Raw genomic sequence first — 23,358 nt, forward strand, 5'->3', positions numbered from 1 at the left:
AGTCGTGGTCCTACCCGGAGGACGTACCCAGTCGGCGGCCGGTTGGGTCGGTTCGCCAAGAATTCACTGGAACGGGGCCATCAGTGGTGGTTTCCGACCCAGCCGTCGGCGAGCACGGGCATCCCGTCCACCGCGCCCGCCCACAGGTAGGTCCAGCACACCCGCCCGTCCGGCAACGGCACGCGGACGCGTCGGTACGCCGGGCCCTCGTACTCGTCCAGGGCGGGCAGGGCGTCCTCGGGCGAGGCCAGCCGCAGCAGGCGGCCCGGCACGCCCGGACCGGCGCCGGGGCGCAGCGCCGGGTAGCCCCGGCCGGTGTCGTGCAGCGCGCCGGGCAGCCGCACGGCCTCCGGCTCGCCGACCACGTGCGGTGCGACCAGGTCCCACGCCGCCATGCCCGGCTGGAGCGTGCCGTAGGTGAAGAGGCGGTCCGGCCAGTCGTCCGGTGACGGGTCGCCGTGCACGGGGCTCACGTCGAGGCCGTCGTTCTCGGCGGGCAGGCCGCCCAGGGTGCGCGCGCCGCGCTGGTCCACGTCCGCGCAGCGCACCGGTCGCCCGGCGGCCAGCAGCGGCATCCGGCGCTTGCCCGCGCCGGTGTAGGCGAGCACGCCGTCCACCTCCGCGCCGTTGAAGAGGGTGACCCGGCCGGTGTGCACGCGGACCAGCCGGTAACGCAGGCCGCGGCCCTCGCAGCGGTCCAGCACGCGGAGCTGGTCCGGGGTGGCGAACCAGACGGCGTGCTCCTCCTCGACGCCCGGCGCGGCGGCGAGGGTGGCGGGGCGCTGGCCGTCGGTGCGGCGCAGCCCGGCCGCCCAGACGGCGGCGAGTCCCGCGCAGCGCGCCCGCAGGACGACGGCGGGCCCGGTGAGCCCGAGTTCCGCGCGCAGCCACGTGACCTTCGCCGGGTTGGCGTTGGAGCCGTAGGCGAGGACGGGCAGCCGGCCCGCCAGCGGTGGTTCGCCGCGGTCGGCGAGCCAGTCGTCGAGGTCTTGGCCGTCCGGCGCGACCCGCCACCCGGAGTCGGCGGCGGGGTCCGGGGTCACCGGCCACCCGGCGCCGTCGAGGTGCACGAAGCAGTGTCCCGGCCGAGCGCCCGGGTAGGGCTCGGCCGGGTGGCTATCGTCGGTGAAGGGCTGCGTCATGAACACATTCTGGCAAGGTCCGCACGAGGTCCACGGCTTGTTGGTGCCTTCGTCACGGGCAGCCGGCCGCTCACCGGTGACCCGCCAGCAGCAGCGCCGCGTCGATCTCCGGGTGGGCTTCCGGGTGCTCCGCCCACCACCGGGCGTAGCCCGGGTTGCGCGGTAGCACGGCGTGGTACGCGCGGGCCGCGCACAGGAACACGTCGTGCGCACGGCCCGCGGCGGGTCCCTCGCGGCGGGTGGCGAGCATCAGGTCCACCATGAGCGGCGCGCCGCGCAGCGGGCGGATCACGATGCCGTCGCCGCTGCGCGACTGCGGCAGTGCGAAGGAGACCGCGCCGTTGGCGACCAGGCTGCGTGCGCTGGACGCTTCGTTGACGTGGTGGGTGAAGCGCGGCGTGAAGCCCGCCTCCGCGCACACGCTGAAGATCTGGAGCCGGTTGCCCACCAGTTCGTCCGGTGGCGACACCCAGTCCCGGTCGGCGAGCCGGCCGAGGTCGACCTCCTCCTGGCCGGCGAGCGGGTCCCAGTCGGGCAGGGCCACGAACTGCGGTTCGCTGATCAGGCGGCGGATCTCCAGCCCACGCAGCTCGCGGCGTTCCATGCCCTCGAAGCGGTCGACCACGCCCAGGTGGACCTGGCCGTTGACCAGCAGCTCCAGCAGGTCCGAGCCGCCGGCGGAGATCTCGGTGCGGATTTCCGAGCAGGGGATGGTCCGGCGCAGCTCCTCCACGAAGTGGCCGAAGAACAAGGTGGGCACGCCGCCGACGATCAGCGGTCCGGGCGCGCCGTCCCGGGTCTTCTCCCGGGCGAGGCTGACCAGTTGCTCCACCTCGTCGAGCACCAGTCGGGCGGTGCCGACCACCTGCTTGCCGAGGTCGGTCGGCATGCTGCCGCCGGGCGTGCGGTCGAACAACTGGCCGCCCACGATGCGCTCCACGGTGCGGAGTTGAGCGCTCATGGCGGGCTGGGTCAGGCCGAGCCTGATCGCGGCTTTCGTCAGGCTGCCCTCTTCGGCGATGGCGCACACGGCGCGGAGGTGGCGGAGTTCAAGGTCGGGCATAACGCTCTTCTATCCCCCTTTTGAATGAGCCGCTACCCCTCACGGCAGCCATAGTTGGCGAAGTCGCCTGTAGAGATGGAGAGGAAGACATGCGCGCGAGCCAGATCTACTGAGTGCCGGGCTGTGGCCGTCCCGTCCCGAACCGCGTCCCGACACCGGCGCGGTCGAGCGACCCGGGCACCCGTTTACGCGGGCGGATGCGCGGGGGATCGCCGGGGAGCCGGGATGGCCGAGGGGGTGCGGACGTCCCCACCCCACCGCGCGGGCCGCCGGTCGTGACTGCGGAGTAGCGACCGGCGGCCCCGCTGTTTGCTGGGTAGCGTCGGGGGCATGGCCGCCGACAGCCCGGTTGACTGGGTGAACAAGCACATCCGCGAGTACGTCGAGACCGACGGCGCGAAGGGTCACGAGTGGCAGGACGGCGTGTACACGCTCCTGCTCACCACGACCGGGCGAAAGTCGGGGCAGCCCCGGCGCACGCCGTTGATCTACCGGACGTACGGGGACGCGTTCGTGGTGGTCGCGTCCAACGGCGGGGCTCGGGACCACCCGGCGTGGTACAAGAACCTGCTGGCCGACCCGAGGGCGTGGGTGCGCGTGGTGGCGGAGGATTTCGCCGTGACCGCCCGGACCGCGGAGGGCGGGGAACGAGCGAAGCTCTGGCGCCTGATGAACGAGGTCTGGCCCGACTACGAGAACTACCAGCGCAAGACGGATCGAGAGATCCCGGTCGTCGTCCTGGACCGCGCCTAGCCCCCTCGCCGCGCCCGGGAACGGCCACGCCCTCGCCGACAGCCGCGTGGCCCCGGCCGCTCCGGCAACCGCCGCCCGGCTCCGGTACCCCGGACCCGGGGCGCGGTGGTCCGATCCGCGGAGGCGCGGCGGGGGTGGCTGCGCTCCTCGTCCGCCGGGGAGCCCGCCCGGAAGACAGCCCTCGCCTGTGGGGCAGCGGGCAGCGGCAACGGGTAGGCCGGCGTGTGGTGGCGAGGGCGTGGTGGTCCGCTCAACCCTTGATCGGCACTGCCGCGCCGGTGACGCGTACCCGGTCATCATCATGGCGAACGTCCACGTGCAGCACGCTCGGCCGCCCCATGTCGTCGCCCTGGTGGATGGTCAGCCGCCGGGGCTCCCGCACGTGCCCCAGAGCACGCAGGTAGCCCCCGAACGCAGCCGCGGCGGCGCCGGTCGCGGGGTCCTCCACCACCCCGCCGACCGGGAACGGGTCGCGCGCGTCGAAGACGTCCTCCGACCGCTGGTGCACCAGGTGCGCGGTCACCGCCCCGTACCGCACCAACAGGTCACCCAACCCCCGCTGGTCGTAGTCCAACCGCGCCAACCGCTCCCGCGTCCGAGCAACGAGCACGAGGTGCCGCGCGCCCCCATACGCCCAAGAAGGCGGATAACGGGGATCAAGGTCCTCCCGCGCCCACCCCACCAGGGCCAACGCCTCGTCCAACTCGTCCCCCACCGCCACCACCGACGTGGGCACGCTGGTCAACGTCGCCGTCCGACCATCGGTCTCCACCACCACCTCACCCGCGGCCGTCGAGAAGGCCAGCGTTCCGGGCTTCCCCAGGGCCACCGCGGTCGCAACGGTGGCGTGCCCGCAGAACGGCACCTCCACCAGCGGGCTGAAGTACCGGACCCGGTACGCGCCCCCGTCGCCGGGCAGGACGAACGCCGTCTCGGAATACCCCACCTCGGCCGCGATGGCGAGCATGTCCCCATCGCTCAACCCGGTCGCGTCGAGGACGACCCCGGCCGGGTTGCCGCCCGCCGGGTCGGTGGTGAAAGCGCTGTAACGCAGCACGTCGGTCATGACAGCAAGCTTCCCCGACGCGCCCCATCGAAGCCAACGATTCCCTCCGATACCCTCGATCGCTATTGTCGATGACGTGGACACCCGGCTCCTGCGCACCCTGCTCGTGCTCGCGCGCACGGGCAGCTTCACCGCCACGGCGGCCCAGCTCCACCTCGTCCAGTCCACCGTCACCAGTCAGGTCAAGGCCCTCGAACGACACCTCGGGGCACGCCTGTTCGACCGCCTGCCCAGCGGTGCGCGGTTGACGGAGGCCGGGCGGCGGGCCGTGGAGCACGCGCGCGAGGTGCTGGCCGCCGAGCAGCGCCTGCGTGACGCCGTGCGCGGCAGCACGGCGGTGGAAGGCGACGTGCGGGTCGGCGCGCCGGAGTCGGTGTGCGCCTACCGCCTGCCGCAACGGATCGCGAACGTCGCCCTGCGCTGGCCCGGCATCACCGTCCACCTCTCCCCGGTCGGCACGCGTGACGCCGTCGCGGGCGTGCGCTCCGGCGCCCTGGACCTCGCCCTGGTGCTGGAGGACGCGCTGCTCGCACCGGGCCTCGCGGTGGACGTCGTCGGCGTGGAGCCGATCGAGCTGGTCGCCGCGCCGGGCGTGGCGGTGGACGAGCGGTACTTCCTGCTGGAGGAGGGCTGCTCCTACACCGACCGGTTCGTGCGGGAGCTGACCGCGACGCCCACCATCACCCGGTTCGGCAGCATCGAGGCCGTCCGGTCCTGCGTCGTGGCGGGTCTGGGGTGGACGGTGCTGCCCCGCGTCGCGGTCGCCGAGCAGCTCGACGCGGGCGCGCTGCACCGCGTCCGGGAACTGCCGGACAGCACGCTGTTCCTGGTGACCGACCCGCGCCGGACGCCGTCGGCGGCGGTGCGGGCGGTCGTCGACGCGCTCAGCTGACCGCCAGCACCCCCTCGCAACTGCGCACGACCACGGCCGCCGCGCGTCGGGCGCCCTGGTCGGACGCCGGGTCCGCGGCCCGCTCCCGCCAGCGACCGAGGGCGTCCAGCACGGCGGGGCGCAGCTCGTCACCCGGCAGCCGCTCCACGCCCAACCTGGCCGCCGGGCTCGTGCCGAGACCGCCGACCAACCGGGTCGCCTCCGCCGCCTGCTCCTCGGGCAACCGCACCCGCCCGGCCTGGAGCGCCGCCAGCAACCGCAGCTCGCGGAAGTCGTGCGCGGACGCCAGCACGCGTTCGACGCCCGCCGCCAGCGCGGCCGTGCCGGGCCGGTTCTCGTTGCGCAGCACCACGTCCAGCCCCAGCAACGCGGACCTCGCCTTGAGCGCGTCCCGCCGCTCGGTGAAGTGCGCGCCGACCGCCTCGCGCAACTCGGCCAGCCCGCTGCGCTGCACGAGCTGCCCGGTCAGCTGCACCCGCGTGCCGAACCCCTGGCGGATCAGGGTGGTGGTGAGCCGCACGCCGAAGATGCCGAACCGGTCGACCAGCGCCCGCCGCGCCGCCGCGGGCAGCGGCACGGGGAAGTCCTCGCCGACGAACCGGTCCGCCGACAGCAGGTGGTCCTCCAGGTCGACGCGTGCCGCCGCCGCCAGCGCGGTGAGCGCGGCGAACTCGTCGTCACGCAACGTGCGAGCCGCCGCGGCGAGCAGCCCGGCGAGCGCGACCACCTGCTGGCACAACGGTTTCACCTGCGGCTCGCGCCGGTGGCGGCGGGCGATCAGGCGGGCCGACGACAACGCGTCGATCCGACCGCCACCGACCTCGTCGGCCCGCGCGAGCACCAGCACGGTGTTCACCGGCGCGGCACGCGCCACCGGGTGGTCGTGCGCGGCCCGCAGGTAACGCAGGTCCGCACTACCCACGTGCCGGGTCAGGTAAAGCACGGCGTCCGCTTCGCCGTAGACCTGCTCCACGGGCGCGTCCGCCGGCGTGTCGACCAGCACGACGTCCCGCAACGACCGCGCGGGCCACTCGACGTCCACCCGCTCCGCGTCGCCGACGTCCACGAACGCCCTGCCGTCGCGTCGCGCGATCGGCACCTCGTGCCCGCCCACGACGGCACGCGCCCGCGTGCCGTCCCGGTACCACGCCCACGCCCCGGTCGGCACGAACTCCTCACCGACCAACGCGCTCACCGCGGTCGACTTGCCCGCACGCGACGCGCCCGCCACGGCCACCCGCACCGGTTCGTCCAACCTGGACCGGTGGCGACGCAGCCACGCCGCGGCACGCGGGCTGTCCCGGTACACCGCGAGCGCCTGCTCCAGCAGCAGCCGGACCTCCTCCGCGAGCGTCACGCGCTGAGCACCAGCGGCGCGGCGCGCTCGTCGCCGAGCGCCTGGACCCGCTGGTACAGCCGCACCAGCCGGTCCAGCTCGCGCTTCGCCTCCTGCGTGCGGCGCTCACGCGCGGTGGTGTCCTCCTGCACGGCCCGGCGCGCGCTGCGGGCCGACTCCAGCAACGTCTCCTGGAGTTCGTCGGCGAGCGTGCTGAAGTGGGTGCGCAGGCTGCGCTGGATGTGGCGGGCGGCGTCCCGGAAGTCCTTGCCGAACTTGAGGAGGAAGTCGTCCACGTGCCGCTGCGCGGCGACCCGCGCGGCGGCCTGGCGGCGCCTGAGCCGCTGCTCGCTCTCGTCCAGCACGGTCTTGCCGCCGAACAACGCGCCCGCGCCCAGCGAGATCGCGTTGATCAGGGGCATCCCGGCGAGGCTGGTCACCAGCCCGAGCATCAGCACACCGCCGTACGAGCCGCGCAACCCGGTGAACAGCTTCTGCCCCACCGTGAACCGCTCGATGAGCGGTTTGTCCAACTTGGCCACCCGGTCCAGCACGTCCGGCGGGAAGACCCCTTCCGGCAGCAGGTCGTCGCGGTGCACCGGGAAGCTGCGCGCGACCTTCTCCGCCACCCACCGCGACCGGTCCAGCAACCACGCGAAGTTCGCCGCGGCGGCCTCGGTGAGGTTGTCCTCCAACCACTCCTCGAACGCGTCCCACCCGCGTGCCGGGTCGGCCGTCTCGAACACCCGGTCCACCTCGCGCAGGATGCGGCGGGTCCGGTCACGCAGGTCGTACTCCACGTCGGACACCAGGTCGGCCATCTCGTCGGCGAGCACGGCCTGCCAGCGCGCGGAGCGGCGGCGCAGCTCGTCGACGCGCCGCTGCGCCTCGTTCAGCCGGGCCACGGCGACCGGCGAGCCGTGCGCGGTCAGCTCCTCGCGGACGGGCACGACGAGCTGGCGGAGCGCGGACGCGGCGGTCACCGCGACCGTGCGGCGGGCCAGCACGTCGGCGGCGGCCACGATGTCGCGCTGCACGCACGCCAGCAGCTCCGGGAAGCCGGACTCGGCGTTGAGGGCGCGGTCCCCGGTGCGCGCGGCGCGCAGCCGCAACGCCGCCGACACCGGGATCAGCTTGGCGGCCACGCCCGCCCGCGCGAGCCGGCCCCGGTTGCGCTCCAGCACGTGCCGCCACCGCGTGGCCAGGTCGATCTTGGTGAGCACCACCACGACGTTCGGGCAGGACGCCATGGCCCGCTTGAGCAGGTCCAGCTCGGAGGCGGTCAGCTCGGCGGTGGCGTCGCTGACCATCAGCACGGCGTCGGCCTGGAGCAACGCGGCGAACGTGCTCGCGGTGCGCGCGGGACGGGGATCGCCGACGCCCGGCGTGTCGATCAGCACCAGACCGGACGTGAGCAGCGCTCGCGGTAGGCCGACCTCGGCGCGCACCAGCCGGTCGACGCGGCCCGCGCGCAGCTCGCCGGCGAGCCGGTCGATGGGCACCGGGATGCGCTCGGTGGGCGTGTCGGCGTTCGTGCGGACGAGCGCGGCACTCGGGGTCTCGGCGTGCTGCACGAAGGTCGGCACGGTGGTGGTGACGTCGTCGCCGACCGCGCAGACGGACGCGTTCACCAGCGCGTTGACGAGCTGGCTCTTGCCCTGTCTGGGTTCGCCGAGCACGAGGACGCGCAGCTTCGGGTCGAGCTGGCGGGCCCGCTGCTCGCGGAGCCGTTCGGCGAGGTCCGGCCGGTTGTGCGTGACGCAGGACCGGATCGTGTCGTCTAGCACGTCGAGCCAGGGTGCGGACATCACTCCGCAGAGTCTGCTGTATTCACCCGGTGAGGGGAAAGCGAGGGGCCGGCGGACGCCGACCCCTCACCGGTCGCTCAGAACAACAGGTCGTCGACCACCGGCAGGTTCGTCGCGCCGAGGCCGAGCAGCGGCGCGTCGGTGGCCGGCACGTGGCTGGTGACGTCGCTCACGGCGATGCCCGTGGTGTCCTCGACGGTGCCCACGGTGGTCTCCGGGGCGATGCCCGGGTCGGGCAGCTCCACCGGGTCCAGCACGTCGACCGCGCGGCCCGCGTCCGGCACCGTGCCGGGCAACTGGCCGGCGAGGCCACCGGTCACGCCGTCGACCACGCCGTCGAGCGTGTCGACCGCGCCGAACACCTGGCTGGTCAGGCCGTGCGCGTCCGGCAGCGCGTCGGTGGCCCCGCCGGCGAGCGCGCCGCCCGGGACGTCGGACGGCGCACCGGCCAGGTCGGTGACCGGGCCGGTCGCGGTGGGCAGCGCGTCGTCCAGGGCGCCGGTCACGTCGCCCACCGCGGAGAAGTCGTCCGCCAGGGTGGCGTCGGCGGAACGGGGCGCCTCGCCGAAGCCCCAGTCGGAGAACCCGCCGAACACCGACACGCCGTTGGTGCTCAGCGCGCCCGCCGCCGCGGAGTTCACGTCGGACGAGCCGGGCGCGGCGGCGAGGGTCTGGGCCACGGCTTGGAGCCTGCCGATGGCGTCGTCGGCGTCCAGGTCGGCGGCCGGCAGGTCGGCGGGCAGCGCCCCGTCCAGCGCGGGCAGGGTGCCCGCGGGTGCGTAGTCGAGCACCAGCGGGAGGACTTCCTGCACGTCCAGGGCGCTGATGTCGCTCAGGCCCGCGGCGGCCAGGGCGCCCTCGGCGTCGGCCTGGAAGTCGGCCAGCGCGGTCGGGTTGCTCAGCAGGTCGAGGACGAAGTCGTGCAACGTGTTGGGGCTGCTGCCCATGATCGGTGTCTCCATGGTCGTGTCGGTGTCCGGGCAGGACCGGCAGGGGTGGGCCCGGCCTCAACGGCAACCTAGGCAACGGGGGACCGGCGGCCATCGGGGATCACTCCGGGTTTGTGGCGCATCTGCGTTGGGGTGCTCCTCGTTCACTCCCTAGGGGGTTAGGGGATCGGCTTGTCATCCCTTGGTAGCTCCGTGTAGGTATCCCGTTACCGCGTCCGGCCGAGTGGAGGAGGCTCCGAAGTGCCGTACGTCCTCGGCGTCGACGTCGGCTCCACCCGCACCACCGCCGCCGTGTGCCGGCTCGGCGGCGCGGGCCGCGCCGAGCCCGAACCCGTCGGGCTCGGCGGTCCCGGCGGTGGCGTCGCCACGTCGTTGCTGCTCACGGCCGACGGCGCGTTCGCCGTCGGCGAGCCGGGCGACCCGCGGTGGACGGCCACCGGGTTCCACCGCCGCGTCGGCGACGCCGTGCCGGTCGTGCTCGGCACCGCCCGGTTCACCGCCGAGGAGCTGACCGCCCTGCTGGTGCTGTGGGTGGTGGGCCGCGTCGCCGAGCGCGAGGGCGAGGCCGCCGAACGGGTCGTGCTCGCCCACCCGCCGTCCTGGGGACCCCACGCGCGGGCGCTCGCGCACCGCGCGCTGAACGACGTCGGGCTGCCGGACGTGACGTTGCTGGCGAAACCGCTGGCCGCCGCCGCGGCGTTCGGGCGCGGTCCGGTCGGCGTGCTCGGCCTGGGCGCGCACACGTGCCACGCCGCCGTCGTGCGCCCGCCGTTCGACCTGGTGGCCTGGGCGGACGGCGTGGACGTCGCGGCCGGCGCGGACTACGACGACCTGGTGTTCGAGCACGTCCGCGCCGCCCTCGGCCGCGATTTCGCCGCGCTCGACCCGGACGACCCGCGCACCCGCGGCCTGCACGCGCGGCTGCGGCGGGACTGCGAGGCGGCGAAACGCGTGTTGTCCCACGCGTTCGAGGCCGTCGTGCCCGTGCACCTGCCGACCGGTGTCGTGGAGGTCCCGCTGACCAGGGCCGAGTTCGAAGGGCTGATCCGGCCGCACGTCGAGGAGGCCGCCGCCGTGTTCGAGCGGGTCGCCCGGGTGCTCACGCCGGAGGTGACGGTCGTGGTCGGCGGCACCGCCCGCGTGCCGCTGGTGCCGGCCGCGCTGCCCGGCCGCGTGGTGCGCGAGGCCGCGCCGGAGACCACCGTCGCCAGGGGCGCGGCGGTCGCCGGGCGCGACCTGCTGCTGGGCCCGGACGAACCGGAACCCGTCGAGACGTCCGTGCTGGTGCGTGACGACGACCCGCTGCTGCGCTTCCCGGTCGGCTCCACCACGACGGCCGAGGACGCGCCGGAACCACCACCCCGACCGCCGGTCGACATCACACCCCTGGACCTGCCCGGCCGCCGCTCGGTGCGGCACGTCGTGCGCGGGCTGGCGTCGGTCGGTCGCGGCCGTGGCCGGGGGGACGGCCGTTGAGCCCTCGCACGACCGCCGAACGACCGCTGCTGGACGACCACGCCCGTCAGGTGCTGGCCGAGATCGCCGCCGCGCCCGGGGCCGTGCTGCGGCTGGGCGTGCTCGCGCCCGGCGGGTACGGGAAGACCACCGTGCTCCGCGAGGTGGAGCACGCCTACCGCGTGGCGGGCGTGGAGGCCACCGTCGTGGACGACGCCCACCTGCTGCCCGACGACGAGCTGCGTGCCCTGCGCGCCGTCGTGGAGGAGGGGCGGACGCGGATCGTCGTCGCCTACCGGCCGTGGCCGAGGTCGCGGGCGCTGGCGGCGCTCGCCGAAGCGCTGGGCCGGGCGCGCCCGCCGCTGCTGCCCGCGCCGTTCACGCGGGAGCGGGTGCGTGCCGCGCTGCCCGCCGCCGGGCGCGGCTTGGCCGACTTCGTGCACCGGCAGACCGGCGGCGTGCCCCGGTTCGTGACGCGGCTGGCCGGGCTCACCACGCCGGAGGTGCCCGCCGAGGTGGTCGCGGCGTTCCGCGCCGACCTGGACTGGCTGGACGCCGACGTGCAGAAGTTCCTGCTCGCCGCCGAGGCCGGGGCCGGGCTGCGGCTCGACCTGCTCGGCGGGCTGCTGGACCGGGACCCCGACGCGGTCGGCGAGGTCATCGAGGCGGGCCGCGCCACCGGTCTGCTCGCGGCGGACGGCACGCTGCTGCCCGTCGCCCGCACCGCCGTGGCCGTGCTCAGCCGCGCCGACCGGCGGATCGCCGTGCGGCAGCGGCTGGCCGAACTCCAGCTCCGCGCCGGCGGGCCGGTGCTGGACCTGGTGCGCCCGCTGCTCGGCACGGGTGTCGGCGGGCCGGCCGTGTCGGCGGCGTTCCAGGCCGCGGCCCGCGAGGCGCTGCCCACCGACCCCGCCCTGGCGGCCCGCCTGCTGGGCGCGGTCGGCACGCCGGACGACGAGGTGGCCGTGCGGCGGGCGGTGGCGTCGGCCATGGCGGGCGACCTGGACGCGGCGCTGCGGCTCGCCGACCGCGTGATCACCGGTGGCGACCGCGCGCACCGCGGCCCGGCGGCGGAGGTCGCCGCCATCGCCCTGGCGCACCGGGGCCAGCTCGCCCGCGGTGCCGAGCTGCACCGCTGGTCGCCCAGCGCCACGTCGGCGGCGTTCGCGGTGGTCGGCCGGATCGGGGTGGGCCGCGTGCCCGCCGGTCCGCTGCCGCCCGCGCCGCCGACCCTCCTCGACGGTGCGGCTTCGCTGATGGCGCAAGGGGTCCTGGAGTCCGTGACGGGTGCCCCGACGACCGCGCTGGCCACCCTGGTCCGCGCCGCCGGGCTGCTGGAGCCCGCCGGTGCCGCGGTGCTGCTGCCGGACACCCCGGCGGCGCTCGCGGCGTTGGTCGCGCTGCACGGCGGTGAGGTCGCGGTCGCCGAGTCCGTGTTGGACCGTGCGCTGGCCACGGCGTCCGGCGGCGAGCTGATGGCCGTGCGGCACCGGTTGCTGCGGGCGTGGGCGGCGATGGTCCGGGGCGACCTGGCACGGGCGCGGGACGTGGTGGCGGCGTTGCGCGTGGCCGGCCGGTCCCTGGAACCACGCGACTGGCTGTTCGCGGTGGCGCTGGAGGTCGGCGTGGCCCGGCGCGACAGCGACCTGGCGGCGTTGCGGCGCACCTGGGAGCAGGCGTGCGAGGCCGTGCTGCGGCACCCCGTGGACCTGTACGCGTTCCTGCCGCTGGGCGAGTTCGCCGCCGCGGCGGCCCGGCTGCGCGACCAGCACCGCCTCGCGCCGCACCTGGCCGCGGCGCGGACCCTGCTGCACGGGCTCGGCGACCCGCCGCTGTGGTCGGCGCAGCTGCGCTGGAACCTGCTGCACGCGGCGATCATCGGCGAGGAGACCGCCGCGGCCGAGGAGCACGCCGCCGCGCTCGCGGCGCACGCGTCCGGCGGCGGGCACTGCGCGGTGCTGTCGGCGGCGGCCGAGAGCTGGCTCGACGTGCTGGCGGGCGAGGTGGACGCGGACCGCGTCGAGGAGGCCGCGTGCGGTCTGCACGCCGCCGGCCAGTGGTGGGACGCGGCCCGGCTGGCGGGCCAGGCGGCGATCAGGACGTCCGACCGGCAGGCCATGGTGCGCCTGCTGGACCGCGCCCGCCTCCTCCAGGGCCGCCCGGCGGCCCGCCGGACCGCCGAATCCGCGGCCGAGCCGGCGGGGTTGTCCGGCCACCCCGCCGCGGACCGGCTCAGCGACCGCGAGCGCGAGGTGGCCGAACTGGTCGTCGGCGGCCTGACCTACAAGCAGGTCGGCGACCGGCTGTTCATCTCCGCGAAGACCGTGGAGCACCACGTGGCCCGCATCCGCCGGCGGCTCGGCTGCGCCAGCCGCGCGGAACTGCTCGACCAGCTCCGCCGGATGCTCACCTGACGGCGGCCGTCCGGTCGGCGGGGCGGGTGGCGTGCAGCAGGACGAGGCCGAGCAGGGCGATCACCAGGTTCTGGAACGCGGGCGACGTCCCGTTCCACTCCTTCGACTGCCACATCTGGAACCACTCGCCGCCGATCGCGAGGAAGCCGACGCCGAACAGCAGCGCCTGCATCACCCACCCCGCGCCGGACAGGGGACGTGCCACGGCCCGGCCCCGCACCCACGCCGCCGCGCCGACCAGCAACACCGCGGCGGTGACCGCCTCCCACGCGATGATCAACACGTACGCGGCGCTCACCGCGATGGGGTTCGTCACCGCCCGATAAGCGGTGTTGGGTGACCGGAAGGTCGTGTCCATGGCTAAGACGTGCTGCACGAACGCGTGGTTCGTGTCGTAGTCGGTGATGTTGCCGAGAGCCACGAGACCCATGTAGACGCCGGTGATGGCGGTGAGCACCGCGACCGCGGCGTGCGGGCTCCCCACCCGGCCGAGTAGACGCATGGGGTGAAACTTAGTGACACCCTGTGCGAATTCCATGACGAAAAGTGCCGAACGAGACGGCTACGTGCGGTCGGGGTTCGGGGTGCCGTCAGGAGCACGGCGGTTCGTAGTCGAGCTGCGGCAGGTGCTCGCGCCACAGCTCCTCGGGCAGCACGCCCTTCGTCTTGGTGCAGATCCGCTCGATCGCGTCGTCCTGGTCCAGGTCCCACAGCCGCACCGTGCCGTCCAGGCTGGTGGACGCCACGGTCCGCCCGTCCGGCGCGAACCGGACGTCCTGCACGCCCGAGTCGTGCCCGGTCAGCGCCTGGCCCCTGGCCCGCGGCCGGGCCGGTCCGCCCACGTCCCACAGCCGGACCGTCTGGTCGTCGCCGCCGCTGGCCAGCGTCCGCCCGTCCGGGCTGAACGCGACCGCGGCCACGGCCTCGACGTGCCCGGTCAGCGGTGCGCCGATCGGGCGCACGCGGGACACGTCGGACAGGTCCCAGAGCCGGATCTCCTTGTCGTCGCCCGCCGTGGCCAGCATCCGGCCGTCCGGGCTGACCGCGCCGGTCCGCACCGCGCCCGCGTGCCCGGCCAGCGGCCGGCCCACCGGCTGCGCCGCGGCCGGGTCGGTGGTGTTCCACAACCGCACGGTCCGGTCCGCGCTGCCCGTGATCAACGTCCGACCGTCCGGCGTGAACGCGGCGAAGTGCACGTACCCGCCGTGCCCCACCAGGGGTTTGCCCACCGGCTTCAGGCGCTCGCGGTCCCGCACGTCCCACAGCTGCGCGGAGTCGTCCGTGGAGCCGGTCACCAGCACCTGCCCGTTCGGGCTGAACGCGATCGGCGCGCTGTACCTGGTGCGCAGCGCGTGTGGTTCGCCGAGCGGCCGGATGACGCCCGGGTCGGACAGGTCCCACAGCCGCAGCGCCTTGTCGCTGACCTCCGCGAGGGTTCGCCCGTCCGGGCTGAGCGCGAGGTTCCACACGCCGCTGTCGTCGCCGGTGCGCACCTGCGCCGCGCTGCGCGGGCCGTCCGGGTCGGACCGGTCCCACACCCGGATCGACTGGTCGCGGCTGCCGGTGACCAGCCGCTTGCCGTCCGGCGTGAACGCCAGGCCCACGGTGCGTTCCGAGTGCCCGACCAGCACGGTGCGCGGCAACGACCACAGGCGCACCGCCGCGTCCTGGCTGCCGGTGGCGAGGGTGCGGCCGTCCGGGCTGAACGCGACCGCGTAGATGGTGCCGTTGCGCCCGCTCAGGGCTGGTCCGACGACGATCGGGTGCGCCGGGTCGGTCACGTTCCACAGCCGGGCCGCGCCGTCGCCGCCACCCGTGGCGAGCACCCGGCCGTCCTGGCTGAACGCCACCGACCAGACCGCGCCGGTGTGCTCGGTGAGCGGCATCCCGAGCGGTCGGGCGGCCTCCGGGTCGGCCACGTCCCACAGCCGCACCGTGCGGTCCTCGCTGCCGGTGGCCAGGACGCGGCTGTCCGGGCTGAACGCCACCGACCGCACGATCCCGTCGAACCCCTTCAGCGGCGCGCCGACCGGCGTCGGCCGGTCCAGGTCCCGGACGTCCCACAGCACCACGGTCCGGTCGTCGCCGCCGACCGCGAGCAGCCGACCGTCCGGGCTGAACGCCACCGAGCGCACCTGGCCGGTGTGCAGGCCCAGCGGCTGCCCGAGGCGCTTCGGGGCCGTCCGGTCGGCGATGTCCCACAGCCGCGCGGTGCGGTCCTCGTTGGCGGTGACCAGCGTCCGGCCGTCCGGGCTGAACGCGACCAGGTAGACGGTGCCGTTGTCGCCGTCCAGCGGCTGGCCCAGGGCACGCGGGCGGCTCGGGTCGGTGACGTCCCACAGCCGCACGGTGCCGTCGTCGCCCGCCGTGGCGAGCGTGCCGCCGTCGGGGCTGAACACCGCCGAGCTGACCCACCGCTTGTGCCCGCGCAGCGGCGGGCCGAGCTGGCGGGGGTTGTCGCGGTCGCGCAGGTCCCACAGGCGGACCGTGGCGTCGTAGGAGGCGGTGGCGAGGGTGTTGCCGTCACGGGAGAACGACGTCAGGTACACCGCGCCCTCGTGCCCGTCGAGCTGCGTGGCCAGCGGCGTGCCCTGCGTGGACAGGATGCGCGTGTAGACCTCCTGGTCCTCCGGGTGCATCCGGTGCGCCACGAGGTCGAGCTGCGCGGACAGCGACGGGTCGGTCTCCAGCAGCCGGTCGGCCTCCGCGACGACCTGGCGGAACACCGCGTCGTCCCGCTGCCGCACGGCGAGCACGGCGGCCGTCACGGCGATGACCGCGAGCACCACCACGGCCGCCACGGCGCTGCGCCTGCCCCACGTGGCCCGCTTGCGGTACTGGGTGGAGACGGCGAGGAAGTCCTGCGCCACGCCGGTGAGGCCGCCGGGACCGGCCGCGTCCGCCCAGTGCCGCGCGGTACCCAGCCGCGCGCCCCGGTACAGCAGCGAGGGGTCGCGGTGCTGGTTGGCCCAGGTCGCCGCGTCCTCCTCCAGCCGCTGGCGCAGGAGCTGGCCCTCCCGGTCCTGGTCGAGCCAGCTGCGCAGCCGGGGCCACGCCTGGAGCAGGGCCTCGTGCGTGATCTCGACCGATCCGGCGTCCAGGGTGACCAGCCGCGCGCGGGCCAGCACCTCCAGCGCCTCCTCGGTCGCGGCGCGGTTCGCGGACTGCTCGACCAGCTCCTGCCGGGTGGACCGGCGGCGGGTGTCCTGGGTGTCCTCGCCGACCCGGACCAGCCGCAGCAGCAGCGGCCGGGCGGCCTGCTGGGCGTCCGGGGCGAGGTCGGCCCAGGCCCGTTCGGCGGTCGCGGCCACCGCGCCCTGGATGCCGCCCGCCGCGCGGTAGCCCGCGATGGTGAGCTTGCCCGCGGTGCGCCGCTGCCAGGTGGCGAGCAGGGCGTGCGACAGCAGGGGCAGCGCGCCGGCGTCGTACGCGCCCTGCCCGGCGCGGGCCTGCGGCCGTCCGCCGCGCACGCCGAGGTCGCGCAGCATCAGCTCGATCAGGCCGGGTTCCAGTTGCAGGCCGGCGGCCCTGGCCGGGCGGGACACCGCCTCCCGCAGCTCGGCGGAGGTCATCGGCCCGAGCACCATCTGGCGTTCCTGGAGGGCGTCGGCCAGTTCGGGGAACGCCAGGCAGCGGCCGTAGAAGTCGGCACGCACGCCGACCACGACCAGCGCGGGCGCGGCGACGCCGGGCACGGCGGGCGTGGCCGCCGCGTGCAGCGCCTGCACGAAGAGCTGGACGAGGCTGTCGTCCCCGCACAGCGTGAACGCCTCCTCGAACTGGTCCACGACGACCAGCACGCGCTCGCCACCGTGCCGCTCGGCGTAGGCGGCGAATGCCGCGCGGATGTGCGCGGCGAGTCGCAGATCGCTCAGCAGCGACGGCCCGGGGAACGTTTCCGGCGCGATTTCCTCCTGCTCCGGCTCCGCGAGCGGCCCGGCCAATTCCGGTATTTGCCGGACGAGTTCCTTCACCGGGTCCGCGCCGGGGGTCAGCAATACGGTCGGCCACTGCTCCGAACCGGGCACGGCCAATTCGCCGGCGTGCACCGCGGGAATGACCCCGGCACGCACCAGGGACGATTTGCCGGCACCCGAGGCGCCGACCAGGACCACGATCCCGCCGGTGTCCGCGGCGGCGCCGAGCCGGGACACCAGCGCCGCCGTGCTGCGTTCCCGGCCGAAGAACCACGAGGAGTCCTCGGCCTGGAACGCGGCCAGCCCGCGGTAGGGGCACACGCCGATCTCGTCGGAGCTGGGCGGCTCCTCGGCGGGCGCGGTGGCCGGGCTGGCGAGCGCCTGCTCCCACAGCACCCGCCACGCGGCCAGGTCGTACAGGTCGGGCACGGGCGGTTGCGGGCGTGACTTGCGTGCCTCGCCGATGAGCACTTCGAGGACTACCGAGAGTGCCGAGAACCGGGCGGGCACGTTCCGGCCGCGCCGCCAGTCGCTGACCCGCTGCGCGGTGGCCCGCACCGGGCGACCGCGCTCGTCGGTGCGGCGGGCGCGGGAAACCGACTCCGTGACCCGCTTCAGGGGCGGGTCGCCCGCCTCGGCGTAGAGCAGCGCGAACCGCTCCGCGAAGACGGCGCGGGGTCCCGCCCCCTGACCAGAACGGGCCATCCGCGGCTGCCTCCCTGAAGGTCCGGGCGTCCGGACCGGAAAACCGGGTGTGAACGCGTGAACAGGTGGTTCGCGGGCCGGTGCGGCTCCGGAAGTCCACCCTAACGACTTGGGCTGCCAAGCTGCCGAGGACGTTGCGCAGACGTCGTCAGGTTCCGCCGGGTACCGGTCGAAGTGGTTTCGCCAGCAACTACAGCGAGGGGTGGACCGGTCGTCGCTGAGGGGTCCTGGGGGTCTCCTCAGCGGTGTGCGCGGGACCGGCCCGGCCGGTGGACCGGCGCGGCGACCCGCCGTGCCGCCCGGCCAGGCCGGCAGCGGTCACCACCCGTGACGGCCGGGCGTTCCCACCCGCCCGGCCCTGCGCAGGGTGTCGAGCCGCGCGCGGTCCGCTGGGGCCACCGCGCCCCCGGTGCCCCGCGCCCCTGAGCCCGTTCACCCGGTCCCACGCATCGCCCGCCTCCGCGCCCTGCCCTCCGCGCCTCGCGCCCCGCTCTCCGCGCCCCGCGCCCCGCGCCCCGCTCTCCGCGCCCCGCCCGCCGCTTCCCGCGCCTCGCCCTCCGCGCGCCGTCCCCCCGCTGGTCCCGCGCGCCGCCCGATCCGCCGCTCGCCCCGCGCACCGCCCACCACACCACCCGCCGCCGGACGAGGCGTCCACCGGCCCCGGCTCCCGGTGATGTCGCAATTCCGCCGGCCAAGCGCCCGGAGTTGACCAATGCTGGGTCCCGTGCACGAAGACGCGGAACGGTGCCTGCAAGCCGTGCGGTCGAAGGACGCGCGGTTCGACGGGTGGTTCTTCACCGCGGTGACGACCACCCGGATTTACTGCCGGCCGAGTTGTCCGGTGACGCCGCCCAAGGCCGAGAACATGCGTTTCTACGCGAGCGCGGCGGCAGCGCAGCAAGCGGGATTCCGCGCTTGCAAGCGGTGTCGCCCGGATGCCAGTCCGGGATCACCGCTGTGGAATCACCGGGCCGACGCGGTGGCCAAGGCGATGCGGTTGATCGCGGACGGCGTCGTGGACCGCGAGGGCGTGCCGGGGCTCGCCGCGCGGCTGGGCTACAGCGTCCGGCAGGTGGAGCGGCAGTTGCTGGCCGAACTCGGGGCCGGTCCGCTGGCACTGGCCCGCGCGCAGCGGGCGCAGACCGCGCGGCTGCTCATCGAGACGACCTCGCTGCCCATGGCCGAGGTGGCGCTGGCCGCGGGTTTCGCCAGCGTGCGGGCGTTCAACGAGACCGTGCGCGAGGTGTTCGCGTTGTCGCCGACGGACCTGCGGACGCGGCGGCGGGCGGTGCCGGACACGCCGGGCGTGTTGTCGTTGCGCCTGCCGTTCCGCGCCCCGCTGTGCCCGGACAACCTGTTCGGGCACCTGGCGGCGACCGCCGTGCCGGGCGTGGAGGAGTGGCGGGACGGCGCGTACCGCCGCACCCTGCGGCTGCCGCGTGGTCACGCCGTGGTGTCGCTGAGCCCGCGGCCGGACCACGTCGCGTGCCGGTTGGCGTTGTCCGACCTGCGCGACCTGCCCATCGCGATCGCCCGCTGCCGCCGGATGCTCGACCTCGACGCCGACCCGGAGGCCGTGGACGAGCGGCTGCGCGCCGACCCGGAGCTGCGCCCCCTGGTGGACAAGGACCCCGGCCGCCGGGTGCCGGGCACGGTCGACGCGGACGAGTTCGCGGTCCGCGCCGTGCTCGGCCAGCAGGTGTCGACGGCCGCCGCGCGCACCCACGCCGGCCGGGTCGTGGCGGTCGCGGGCACGCCGATCGCCGACCACGGCCTGACCCACCTGTTCCCGACCGCCGAGCAGCTCGCCGAGCTGGACCCGGCGGTGCTGGCCATGCCGAGGGCGCGCAAGACGGCGTTCGCGGCGCTGGTCGACGCCTTGGCGTCGGGGCGGCTCGACCTCGGCGTGGGCGCGGACTGGGCGAAGGCGCGTGCCGACCTGTCGGCGCTGCCGGGGTTCGGGCCGTGGACGGTGGAGACGATCGCGATGCGGGCGCTGGGCGACCCGGACGCGTTCGTGCCCGGCGACCTGGGCGTGCGGATCGCCGCCCGGAACCTCGGGATGCCGGACACGCCGGGCGCGCTGATCCGCCGTGCACAGGCGTGGCGCCCGTGGCGGGCGTACGCCGTTCAACACCTGTGGGCGACCGGTGACCACGCGGTCAACCGGTTGCCGTCCTGAGAGGAGCGGTTCTTGGTGGTGCACGCGGTGGTCGACAGCCCGGTCGGCGAGTTGACCCTGGTCGCGCGGGACGGGGCGTTGTCCGGCCTGTACATGACCGGGCAGCGGTACCGGCCGGCCGAGGAGAACTTCGGTGCGCGTGACGACACGTCGTTGCGGGAGGTGGCGCACCAGCTCGCCGAATACTTCGCGGGCACGCGGACCACGTTCGACGTGCCGCTGGACCTGGCGGGCACGCCGTTCCAGCGCGCCGTGTGGTCGGCGTTGTGCGAGATCCCTTACGGGGAGACGGTGTCGTACGGCGAGCTTGCCGCCGGGCTCGGCCGGCCGACCGCCGCGCGGGCGGTCGGCGCGGCCAACGGCCACAACCCGGTGGGGATCATCGTGCCGTGCCACCGGGTGGTCGGGTCGTCCGGTGACCTGACCGGCTACGGCGGCGGTGTCGAGCGCAAGCGGCACCTGTTGGCGTTCGAGGCTCACACGCTGACCTCGACGCGTTCCGCGGGCCGCGCGGGCTGACGGCGGGCCGGGCGGCGGTTGCGCTCCAGCCACCACTGGAGCACCAGCAGCGGCACGGCCCAGCTCACCCACGAGGTGACGCTGGCGACGGCTTGCGTGAGCGCGGCCTGGTTCCCGCCGAACGTGGTGTCGAGCTGCGGGGTCAGCACGATCGTGAAGACCACGCCCCAGATCCGGTTGCCGATGATGGAGAGGGTGAGCACGGCGCTGCGGAGCATCCAGCGGCGGTGGTCCGCGTACCGCCGCTGCCGCGCCATCCGCAGGCCGACGACGGTGAAGACGACCCAGAGCACGCCCATCATCACGCCGCTCACCTGGTTGGAGATGCCGAACGGGCTGACCGCGGCGACCGGCACGGCGAGGGCGCCGGCGGGCAGCACGCCCGCGAACACGTAGACGCGCCCGGCGTAGCGGTGCCAGACCGGGTGCCGACGCCGGAACCACGGCCACATCTGGAGCACGGCCGTGAGGATGGCGATCGAGCCGAACACCACGTGCGCCGCCAGCGCCGGGAAGTGCCAGGTGTGGTCGCCGGGCTGCGGCACGCGTGACTGCGCGGGGTCCATGCTCAGGTAGGGCGGCAGCGAGAACGCCACGAACACCACCACGAGCATCCTGAGCGGCATGATCCACGGCCGCCGCCACCAGCTTTTCTTCTTGACCTGTGTGTCCGCCATGGGGGCCAGCCTGGCGACCCCCGCTGACAGGACGCGCACCAAACGCTGACCGCCCCCGTGCGCGACGGCCGGCCGCTGCCGGCGACCCCCGACCGCTTCCCACCAGCCACCCCATCCCGCCCCTCCGCACCGCTGTCCCGCCCTCCGCCGCCCCCGCGCCCCTTGCGCGGCCTCCTCCGCGCGGTCGCCCGCTGCGCCGCCCACCTGCGCCGTCCCTCCGCTGCTGCTCACCGGCCACTCCACCGCGCCACCGACAAGTCGAGTTGTCTTGACAAATCAAATCGTCGGTGAGAAGGTTCTCCCATGCTTGAAGTGGCGGTGATCGAGGACGCGGCGACGGCCGAGGTGACGCTGGACCCGGTGCGGGTCCGCCTCCTGGCCGAACTGGTCGAGCCCGGCTCGGCGACCACGCTGGCGGCGAAGGTGGGACTGCCCCGGCAGAAGGTCAACTACCACCTCCGGACCCTGGAGCAGCACGGTCTGGTGGAACTGGCGGAGGAGCGGCGCAAGGGCAACATGACTGAACGGGTCATGCGGGCCACCGCCGCCTCCTACGTGATCTCGCCGACGGCGCTGGCCGCGGTGCAGCCCGATCCCGCGCGGTCGCCCGACCGGTTGTCCGCGCGGTGGCTGCTCGCGGTGGCCGCGCGGCTGGTGCGGGACGTCGGGAGCCTGATCACCGGCGCCACGAAGGCGGGCAAGCGGGTGGCGACCTTCGCCATCGACGGCGAGGTCCGGTTCGCGACCGCGCGCGACCGCGCGGCGTTCGCGGAGGAACTGGCCGTCGCGGTGACCGGCCTGGTCGCCAAGTACCACGACGAGACGGCGGGGGGTGGGCGGGCGCACCGCGTCGTGGTCGCCGTGCACCCCAGCATTCCCAAGGAGTCCTGATGGGGCACGCGTTCGAGGAGACCAACGAGGCGTTGCTGGCCGACGTCACGCCGGAGCAGGTGTGGGAGGCCATCGCGACCGGACCGGGTATCGACTCCTGGTTCATGGGCGTCAACGAGGTGGAGCCCGGCGCGGTGGTGAGGGGCGCGTTCAACGGCTACGAGCCGCGGCACGGCATCACCGCCTGGGAACCGGGCAAGCACCTCGCCTACGGCGGGGAGAAGGCACCCGACGGCCGGTTCATGGCCTACGAGTTCCTGATCGAGGGCCGTGACCACGGCAGCACCGTGTTGCGCATGGTGGCCGGCGGCTTCCTGCCCGGCGACGACTGGCAGGACGAGTTCGAGGCCATGACGGCGGGCGGCGCGATGTTCTGGCGCACGCTCCTGGAGTACCTGGGCCACTTCGCGGGCCGCACGGCCCGGCCGGTCACGGTGATCGGCCCGGAGGTCACCGACTGGCCCGCCCTGTGGTCCGCCCTGCACCGCAAGCTCGGCCTCACCACGCCGCCGCGGATCGGCGACACCGCGACCGTCGACGGCGAGCGCGGTGTCGTCTACTACGTCAACAGCCAGACCATCGGCATCCGCACGCCCGACGCGATGTACCGGTTCTTCCAGGGCATCACCGGCGTCCTGATCGCCATGCACCACGTGTTCGCCGACGACCAGCGTGACGACCACGCCTGGTCCGTCTGGCTCAACGACCTCGCAGTCCTCTGAGGACAGTCCACAAAGGAGCGAAGATGGCCACCGTGACCTCCTCGGACGGCACGACGATCGCCTACAGCACCACCGGTTCGGGCCCCGCGCTGATCATCGTCGACGGCGCGTTGTGCCACCGGGGCTTCGGCCCCGCGCAACAACTCGCGGACGCCCTCGCGCCGAACTTCACCGTCTACACGTACGACCGGCGCGGGCGCGGTGAGAGCGGTGCCGGCAACACGCCGTACGACGTGGCGCGCGAGGTCGAGGACATCGCCGCGTTGATCGAGGCGGCGGGCGGTCGGGCGCACCTGTTCGGCATGTCGTCGGGCGGCACGCTGGTCGCCGAGGCCGTGCACCGGGGTGTCGCCGTCGACCGGTACGCGATCTACGAGTCGCCGATGGTCGTGGACGGCACCCGCACCCCGATGGCCCCCGACTTCCCGGAGCGGGTGCGCCGGGCGGTGGACGAGGGCAGGCGTGGTGACGCGGTGAAGCTGTTCATGCGGTACGTCGGCACGCCGGGGCTGGTCATCGCGTTGATGCGGGTGATGCCGCCGTGGCGCAAGCTCAAGTCCGTCGCGCACACCCTGCCCAACGACATCTCCGTGGTGGGCGAGTTCCAGAACGGCGCGGCCCCCGCGGCCGACCGCTGGTCCGGCGCGAAGGCGCCCGGCCTGGTGATCGCGGGTGGCAAGAGCCCCGAGTACCTGCGCAACGCGCAGACCGTCCTCGCGGACGCGTTGCCCGACGCGGAGCTGGCGGTGCTGCCGGGGCAGACCCACATGGTCAAGGCCGCCGTGACCGCACCGGTGCTGGTCGACTTCCTCGGCCGCTAGGACCTCAGAACTGGTGTGGTCGGGCTGTCGCTCCCGGACCTCTCA

Annotated in this window: 18 protein-coding genes; 9 read left to right on the forward strand and 9 right to left on the reverse strand. The window is 74.8% G+C overall.

The annotated features are described in order from the left end of the window. Window positions 1-80: 80 nt before the first annotated feature. A complete protein-coding gene (locus KZQ38_RS17770; protein ID WP_219443216.1) occupies window positions 81-1,142 on the reverse strand; it encodes a gamma-glutamylcyclotransferase in 1,062 nt (353 codons plus the stop codon). Between the two features lie 70 nt (window positions 1,143-1,212). After that, the gene (locus KZQ38_RS17775) at window positions 1,213-2,205 is read right to left on the reverse strand and encodes a LysR family transcriptional regulator (protein ID WP_219443217.1); all 993 of its coding nucleotides are present in this window, start codon (window positions 2,203-2,205) and stop codon (window positions 1,213-1,215) included. A 330-nt stretch (window positions 2,206-2,535) separates the two neighbouring features. Here KZQ38_RS17775 and KZQ38_RS17780 point away from each other — a divergent pair, with 330 nt between their 5' ends. Beyond that, the gene (locus KZQ38_RS17780) at window positions 2,536-2,958 is read left to right on the forward strand and encodes a nitroreductase family deazaflavin-dependent oxidoreductase (protein ID WP_219443218.1); all 423 of its coding nucleotides are present in this window, start codon (window positions 2,536-2,538) and stop codon (window positions 2,956-2,958) included. 250 nt (window positions 2,959-3,208) lie between these two features. Here KZQ38_RS17780 and KZQ38_RS17785 read toward each other — a convergent pair whose 3' ends face one another. Continuing rightward, window positions 3,209-4,024, reverse strand: a complete 816-nt coding sequence (locus tag KZQ38_RS17785) for a PhzF family phenazine biosynthesis protein (RefSeq protein ID WP_219443219.1) — start codon at window positions 4,022-4,024, stop codon at window positions 3,209-3,211. Window positions 4,025-4,100: 76 nt separating this feature from the next. On the opposite strand from KZQ38_RS17785, the gene KZQ38_RS17790 reads away from it, so the two are divergent. Next, window positions 4,101-4,916 (forward strand): LysR family transcriptional regulator, encoded by an 816-nt coding sequence (locus tag KZQ38_RS17790; protein ID WP_219443220.1) that lies wholly within the window; start codon window positions 4,101-4,103, stop codon window positions 4,914-4,916. On the opposite strand, the gene KZQ38_RS17795 is transcribed toward KZQ38_RS17790, so the two are convergent. The 3 genes from KZQ38_RS17795 to KZQ38_RS17805 form a co-directional block, all read right to left on the reverse strand. Next, the gene (locus tag KZQ38_RS17795; protein WP_219443221.1) at window positions 4,909-6,273 is read right to left on the reverse strand and encodes a GTPase domain-containing protein; all 1,365 of its coding nucleotides are present in this window, start codon (window positions 6,271-6,273) and stop codon (window positions 4,909-4,911) included. The two genes, KZQ38_RS17790 and KZQ38_RS17795, sit on opposite strands and share 8 nt — an antisense overlap. Then, the gene (locus tag KZQ38_RS17800) at window positions 6,270-8,060 is read right to left on the reverse strand and encodes a dynamin family protein (RefSeq protein ID WP_219443222.1); all 1,791 of its coding nucleotides are present in this window, start codon (window positions 8,058-8,060) and stop codon (window positions 6,270-6,272) included. The genes KZQ38_RS17795 and KZQ38_RS17800 overlap by 4 nt, the downstream gene beginning before the upstream one ends. A 77-nt stretch (window positions 8,061-8,137) precedes the next feature. Next, complete coding sequence (locus KZQ38_RS17805; protein WP_219443223.1) at window positions 8,138-9,022, reverse strand: IniB N-terminal domain-containing protein; 885 nt, start codon at window positions 9,020-9,022, stop codon at window positions 8,138-8,140. Window positions 9,023-9,250: 228 nt separating this feature from the next. Here KZQ38_RS17805 and KZQ38_RS17810 point away from each other — a divergent pair, with 228 nt between their 5' ends. Both KZQ38_RS17810 and KZQ38_RS17815 read left to right on the forward strand, forming a co-directional pair. Then, window positions 9,251-10,486 carry an Hsp70 family protein gene (locus KZQ38_RS17810; RefSeq protein WP_219443224.1) on the forward strand — a complete coding sequence of 412 codons (1,236 nt, stop codon included), beginning with the start codon at window positions 9,251-9,253 and terminating at the stop codon, window positions 10,484-10,486. Further along, the gene (locus KZQ38_RS17815) at window positions 10,483-12,879 is read left to right on the forward strand and encodes a helix-turn-helix transcriptional regulator (RefSeq protein WP_219443225.1); all 2,397 of its coding nucleotides are present in this window, start codon (window positions 10,483-10,485) and stop codon (window positions 12,877-12,879) included. The genes KZQ38_RS17810 and KZQ38_RS17815 overlap by 4 nt, the downstream gene beginning before the upstream one ends. Here the strand turns inward: KZQ38_RS17815 and KZQ38_RS17820 are convergent. Then, on the reverse strand, window positions 12,872-13,381 hold the full coding sequence (locus KZQ38_RS17820; RefSeq protein WP_219443226.1) for a DUF2165 domain-containing protein: 510 nt from the start codon (window positions 13,379-13,381) through the stop codon (window positions 12,872-12,874). The genes KZQ38_RS17815 and KZQ38_RS17820 overlap by 8 nt on opposite strands. 88 nt (window positions 13,382-13,469) lie before the next feature. Further along, window positions 13,470-17,501 carry a WD40 repeat domain-containing protein gene (locus tag KZQ38_RS17825; RefSeq protein ID WP_219443227.1) on the reverse strand — a complete coding sequence of 1,344 codons (4,032 nt, stop codon included), beginning with the start codon at window positions 17,499-17,501 and terminating at the stop codon, window positions 13,470-13,472. 724 nt (window positions 17,502-18,225) lie between these two features. Between KZQ38_RS17825 and KZQ38_RS17830 the strand changes: the two genes are divergently transcribed. Continuing rightward, window positions 18,226-19,683 carry a DNA-3-methyladenine glycosylase 2 gene (locus KZQ38_RS17830; RefSeq protein ID WP_219443228.1) on the forward strand — a complete coding sequence of 486 codons (1,458 nt, stop codon included), beginning with the start codon at window positions 18,226-18,228 and terminating at the stop codon, window positions 19,681-19,683. A gap of 12 nt (window positions 19,684-19,695) precedes the next feature. Then, window positions 19,696-20,202: a methylated-DNA--[protein]-cysteine S-methyltransferase gene (locus KZQ38_RS17835; RefSeq protein ID WP_219443229.1), complete on the forward strand. Its 507-nt coding sequence runs from the start codon at window positions 19,696-19,698 to the stop codon at window positions 20,200-20,202. On the opposite strand, the gene KZQ38_RS17840 is transcribed toward KZQ38_RS17835, so the two are convergent. Further along, a complete protein-coding gene (locus tag KZQ38_RS17840; protein ID WP_219443230.1) occupies window positions 20,160-20,879 on the reverse strand; it encodes a DUF2306 domain-containing protein in 720 nt (239 codons plus the stop codon). The two genes, KZQ38_RS17835 and KZQ38_RS17840, sit on opposite strands and share 43 nt — an antisense overlap. 303 nt (window positions 20,880-21,182) lie before the next feature. Here KZQ38_RS17840 and KZQ38_RS17845 point away from each other — a divergent pair, with 303 nt between their 5' ends. From KZQ38_RS17845 to KZQ38_RS17855, 3 genes are read left to right on the forward strand one after another with little or no spacing between them, the layout of a single operon-like run. Continuing rightward, window positions 21,183-21,770, forward strand: coding sequence for an ArsR/SmtB family transcription factor (locus tag KZQ38_RS17845; RefSeq protein WP_219443231.1), 588 nt, complete (start codon window positions 21,183-21,185; stop codon window positions 21,768-21,770). Further along, a complete protein-coding gene (locus tag KZQ38_RS17850; RefSeq protein WP_219443232.1) occupies window positions 21,770-22,492 on the forward strand; it encodes an SRPBCC family protein in 723 nt (240 codons plus the stop codon). Before KZQ38_RS17845 ends, KZQ38_RS17850 begins: the two co-directional genes overlap by 1 nt. 23 nt (window positions 22,493-22,515) lie before the next feature. Then, window positions 22,516-23,313: an alpha/beta fold hydrolase gene (locus tag KZQ38_RS17855; protein WP_219443233.1), complete on the forward strand. Its 798-nt coding sequence runs from the start codon at window positions 22,516-22,518 to the stop codon at window positions 23,311-23,313. The last annotated feature ends 45 nt before the right edge of the window (window positions 23,314-23,358 follow it).

It is taken from the genome of Saccharothrix obliqua, from assembly GCF_019375475.1.
Taxonomy (GTDB): domain Bacteria; phylum Actinomycetota; class Actinomycetes; order Mycobacteriales; family Pseudonocardiaceae; genus Actinosynnema; species Actinosynnema obliqua.

Bases quoted from the DNA above. Each gene is read 5' to 3' on its own strand.
- KZQ38_RS17770 (WP_219443216.1), bottom strand. From the start codon at position 1,142: ATGACGCAGCCCTTCACCGACGATAGCCACCCGGCCGAGCCCTACCCG.
- KZQ38_RS17775 (WP_219443217.1), bottom strand. From the start codon at position 2,205: ATGCCCGACCTTGAACTCCGCCACCTCCGCGCCGTGTGCGCCATCGCC.
- KZQ38_RS17780 (WP_219443218.1), top strand. From the start codon at position 2,536: ATGGCCGCCGACAGCCCGGTTGACTGGGTGAACAAGCACATCCGCGAG.
- KZQ38_RS17785 (WP_219443219.1), bottom strand. From the start codon at position 4,024: ATGACCGACGTGCTGCGTTACAGCGCTTTCACCACCGACCCGGCGGGC.
- KZQ38_RS17800 (WP_219443222.1), bottom strand. From the start codon at position 8,060: ATGTCCGCACCCTGGCTCGACGTGCTAGACGACACGATCCGGTCCTGC.
- KZQ38_RS17805 (WP_219443223.1), bottom strand. From the start codon at position 9,022: ATGGAGACACCGATCATGGGCAGCAGCCCCAACACGTTGCACGACTTC.
- KZQ38_RS17820 (WP_219443226.1), bottom strand. From the start codon at position 13,381: ATGCGTCTACTCGGCCGGGTGGGGAGCCCGCACGCCGCGGTCGCGGTG.
- KZQ38_RS17825 (WP_219443227.1), bottom strand. From the start codon at position 17,501: ATGGCCCGTTCTGGTCAGGGGGCGGGACCCCGCGCCGTCTTCGCGGAG.
- KZQ38_RS17840 (WP_219443230.1), bottom strand. From the start codon at position 20,879: ATGGCGGACACACAGGTCAAGAAGAAAAGCTGGTGGCGGCGGCCGTGG.
- KZQ38_RS17845 (WP_219443231.1), top strand. From the start codon at position 21,183: ATGCTTGAAGTGGCGGTGATCGAGGACGCGGCGACGGCCGAGGTGACG.
- KZQ38_RS17850 (WP_219443232.1), top strand. From the start codon at position 21,770: ATGGGGCACGCGTTCGAGGAGACCAACGAGGCGTTGCTGGCCGACGTC.
- KZQ38_RS17855 (WP_219443233.1), top strand. From the start codon at position 22,516: ATGGCCACCGTGACCTCCTCGGACGGCACGACGATCGCCTACAGCACC.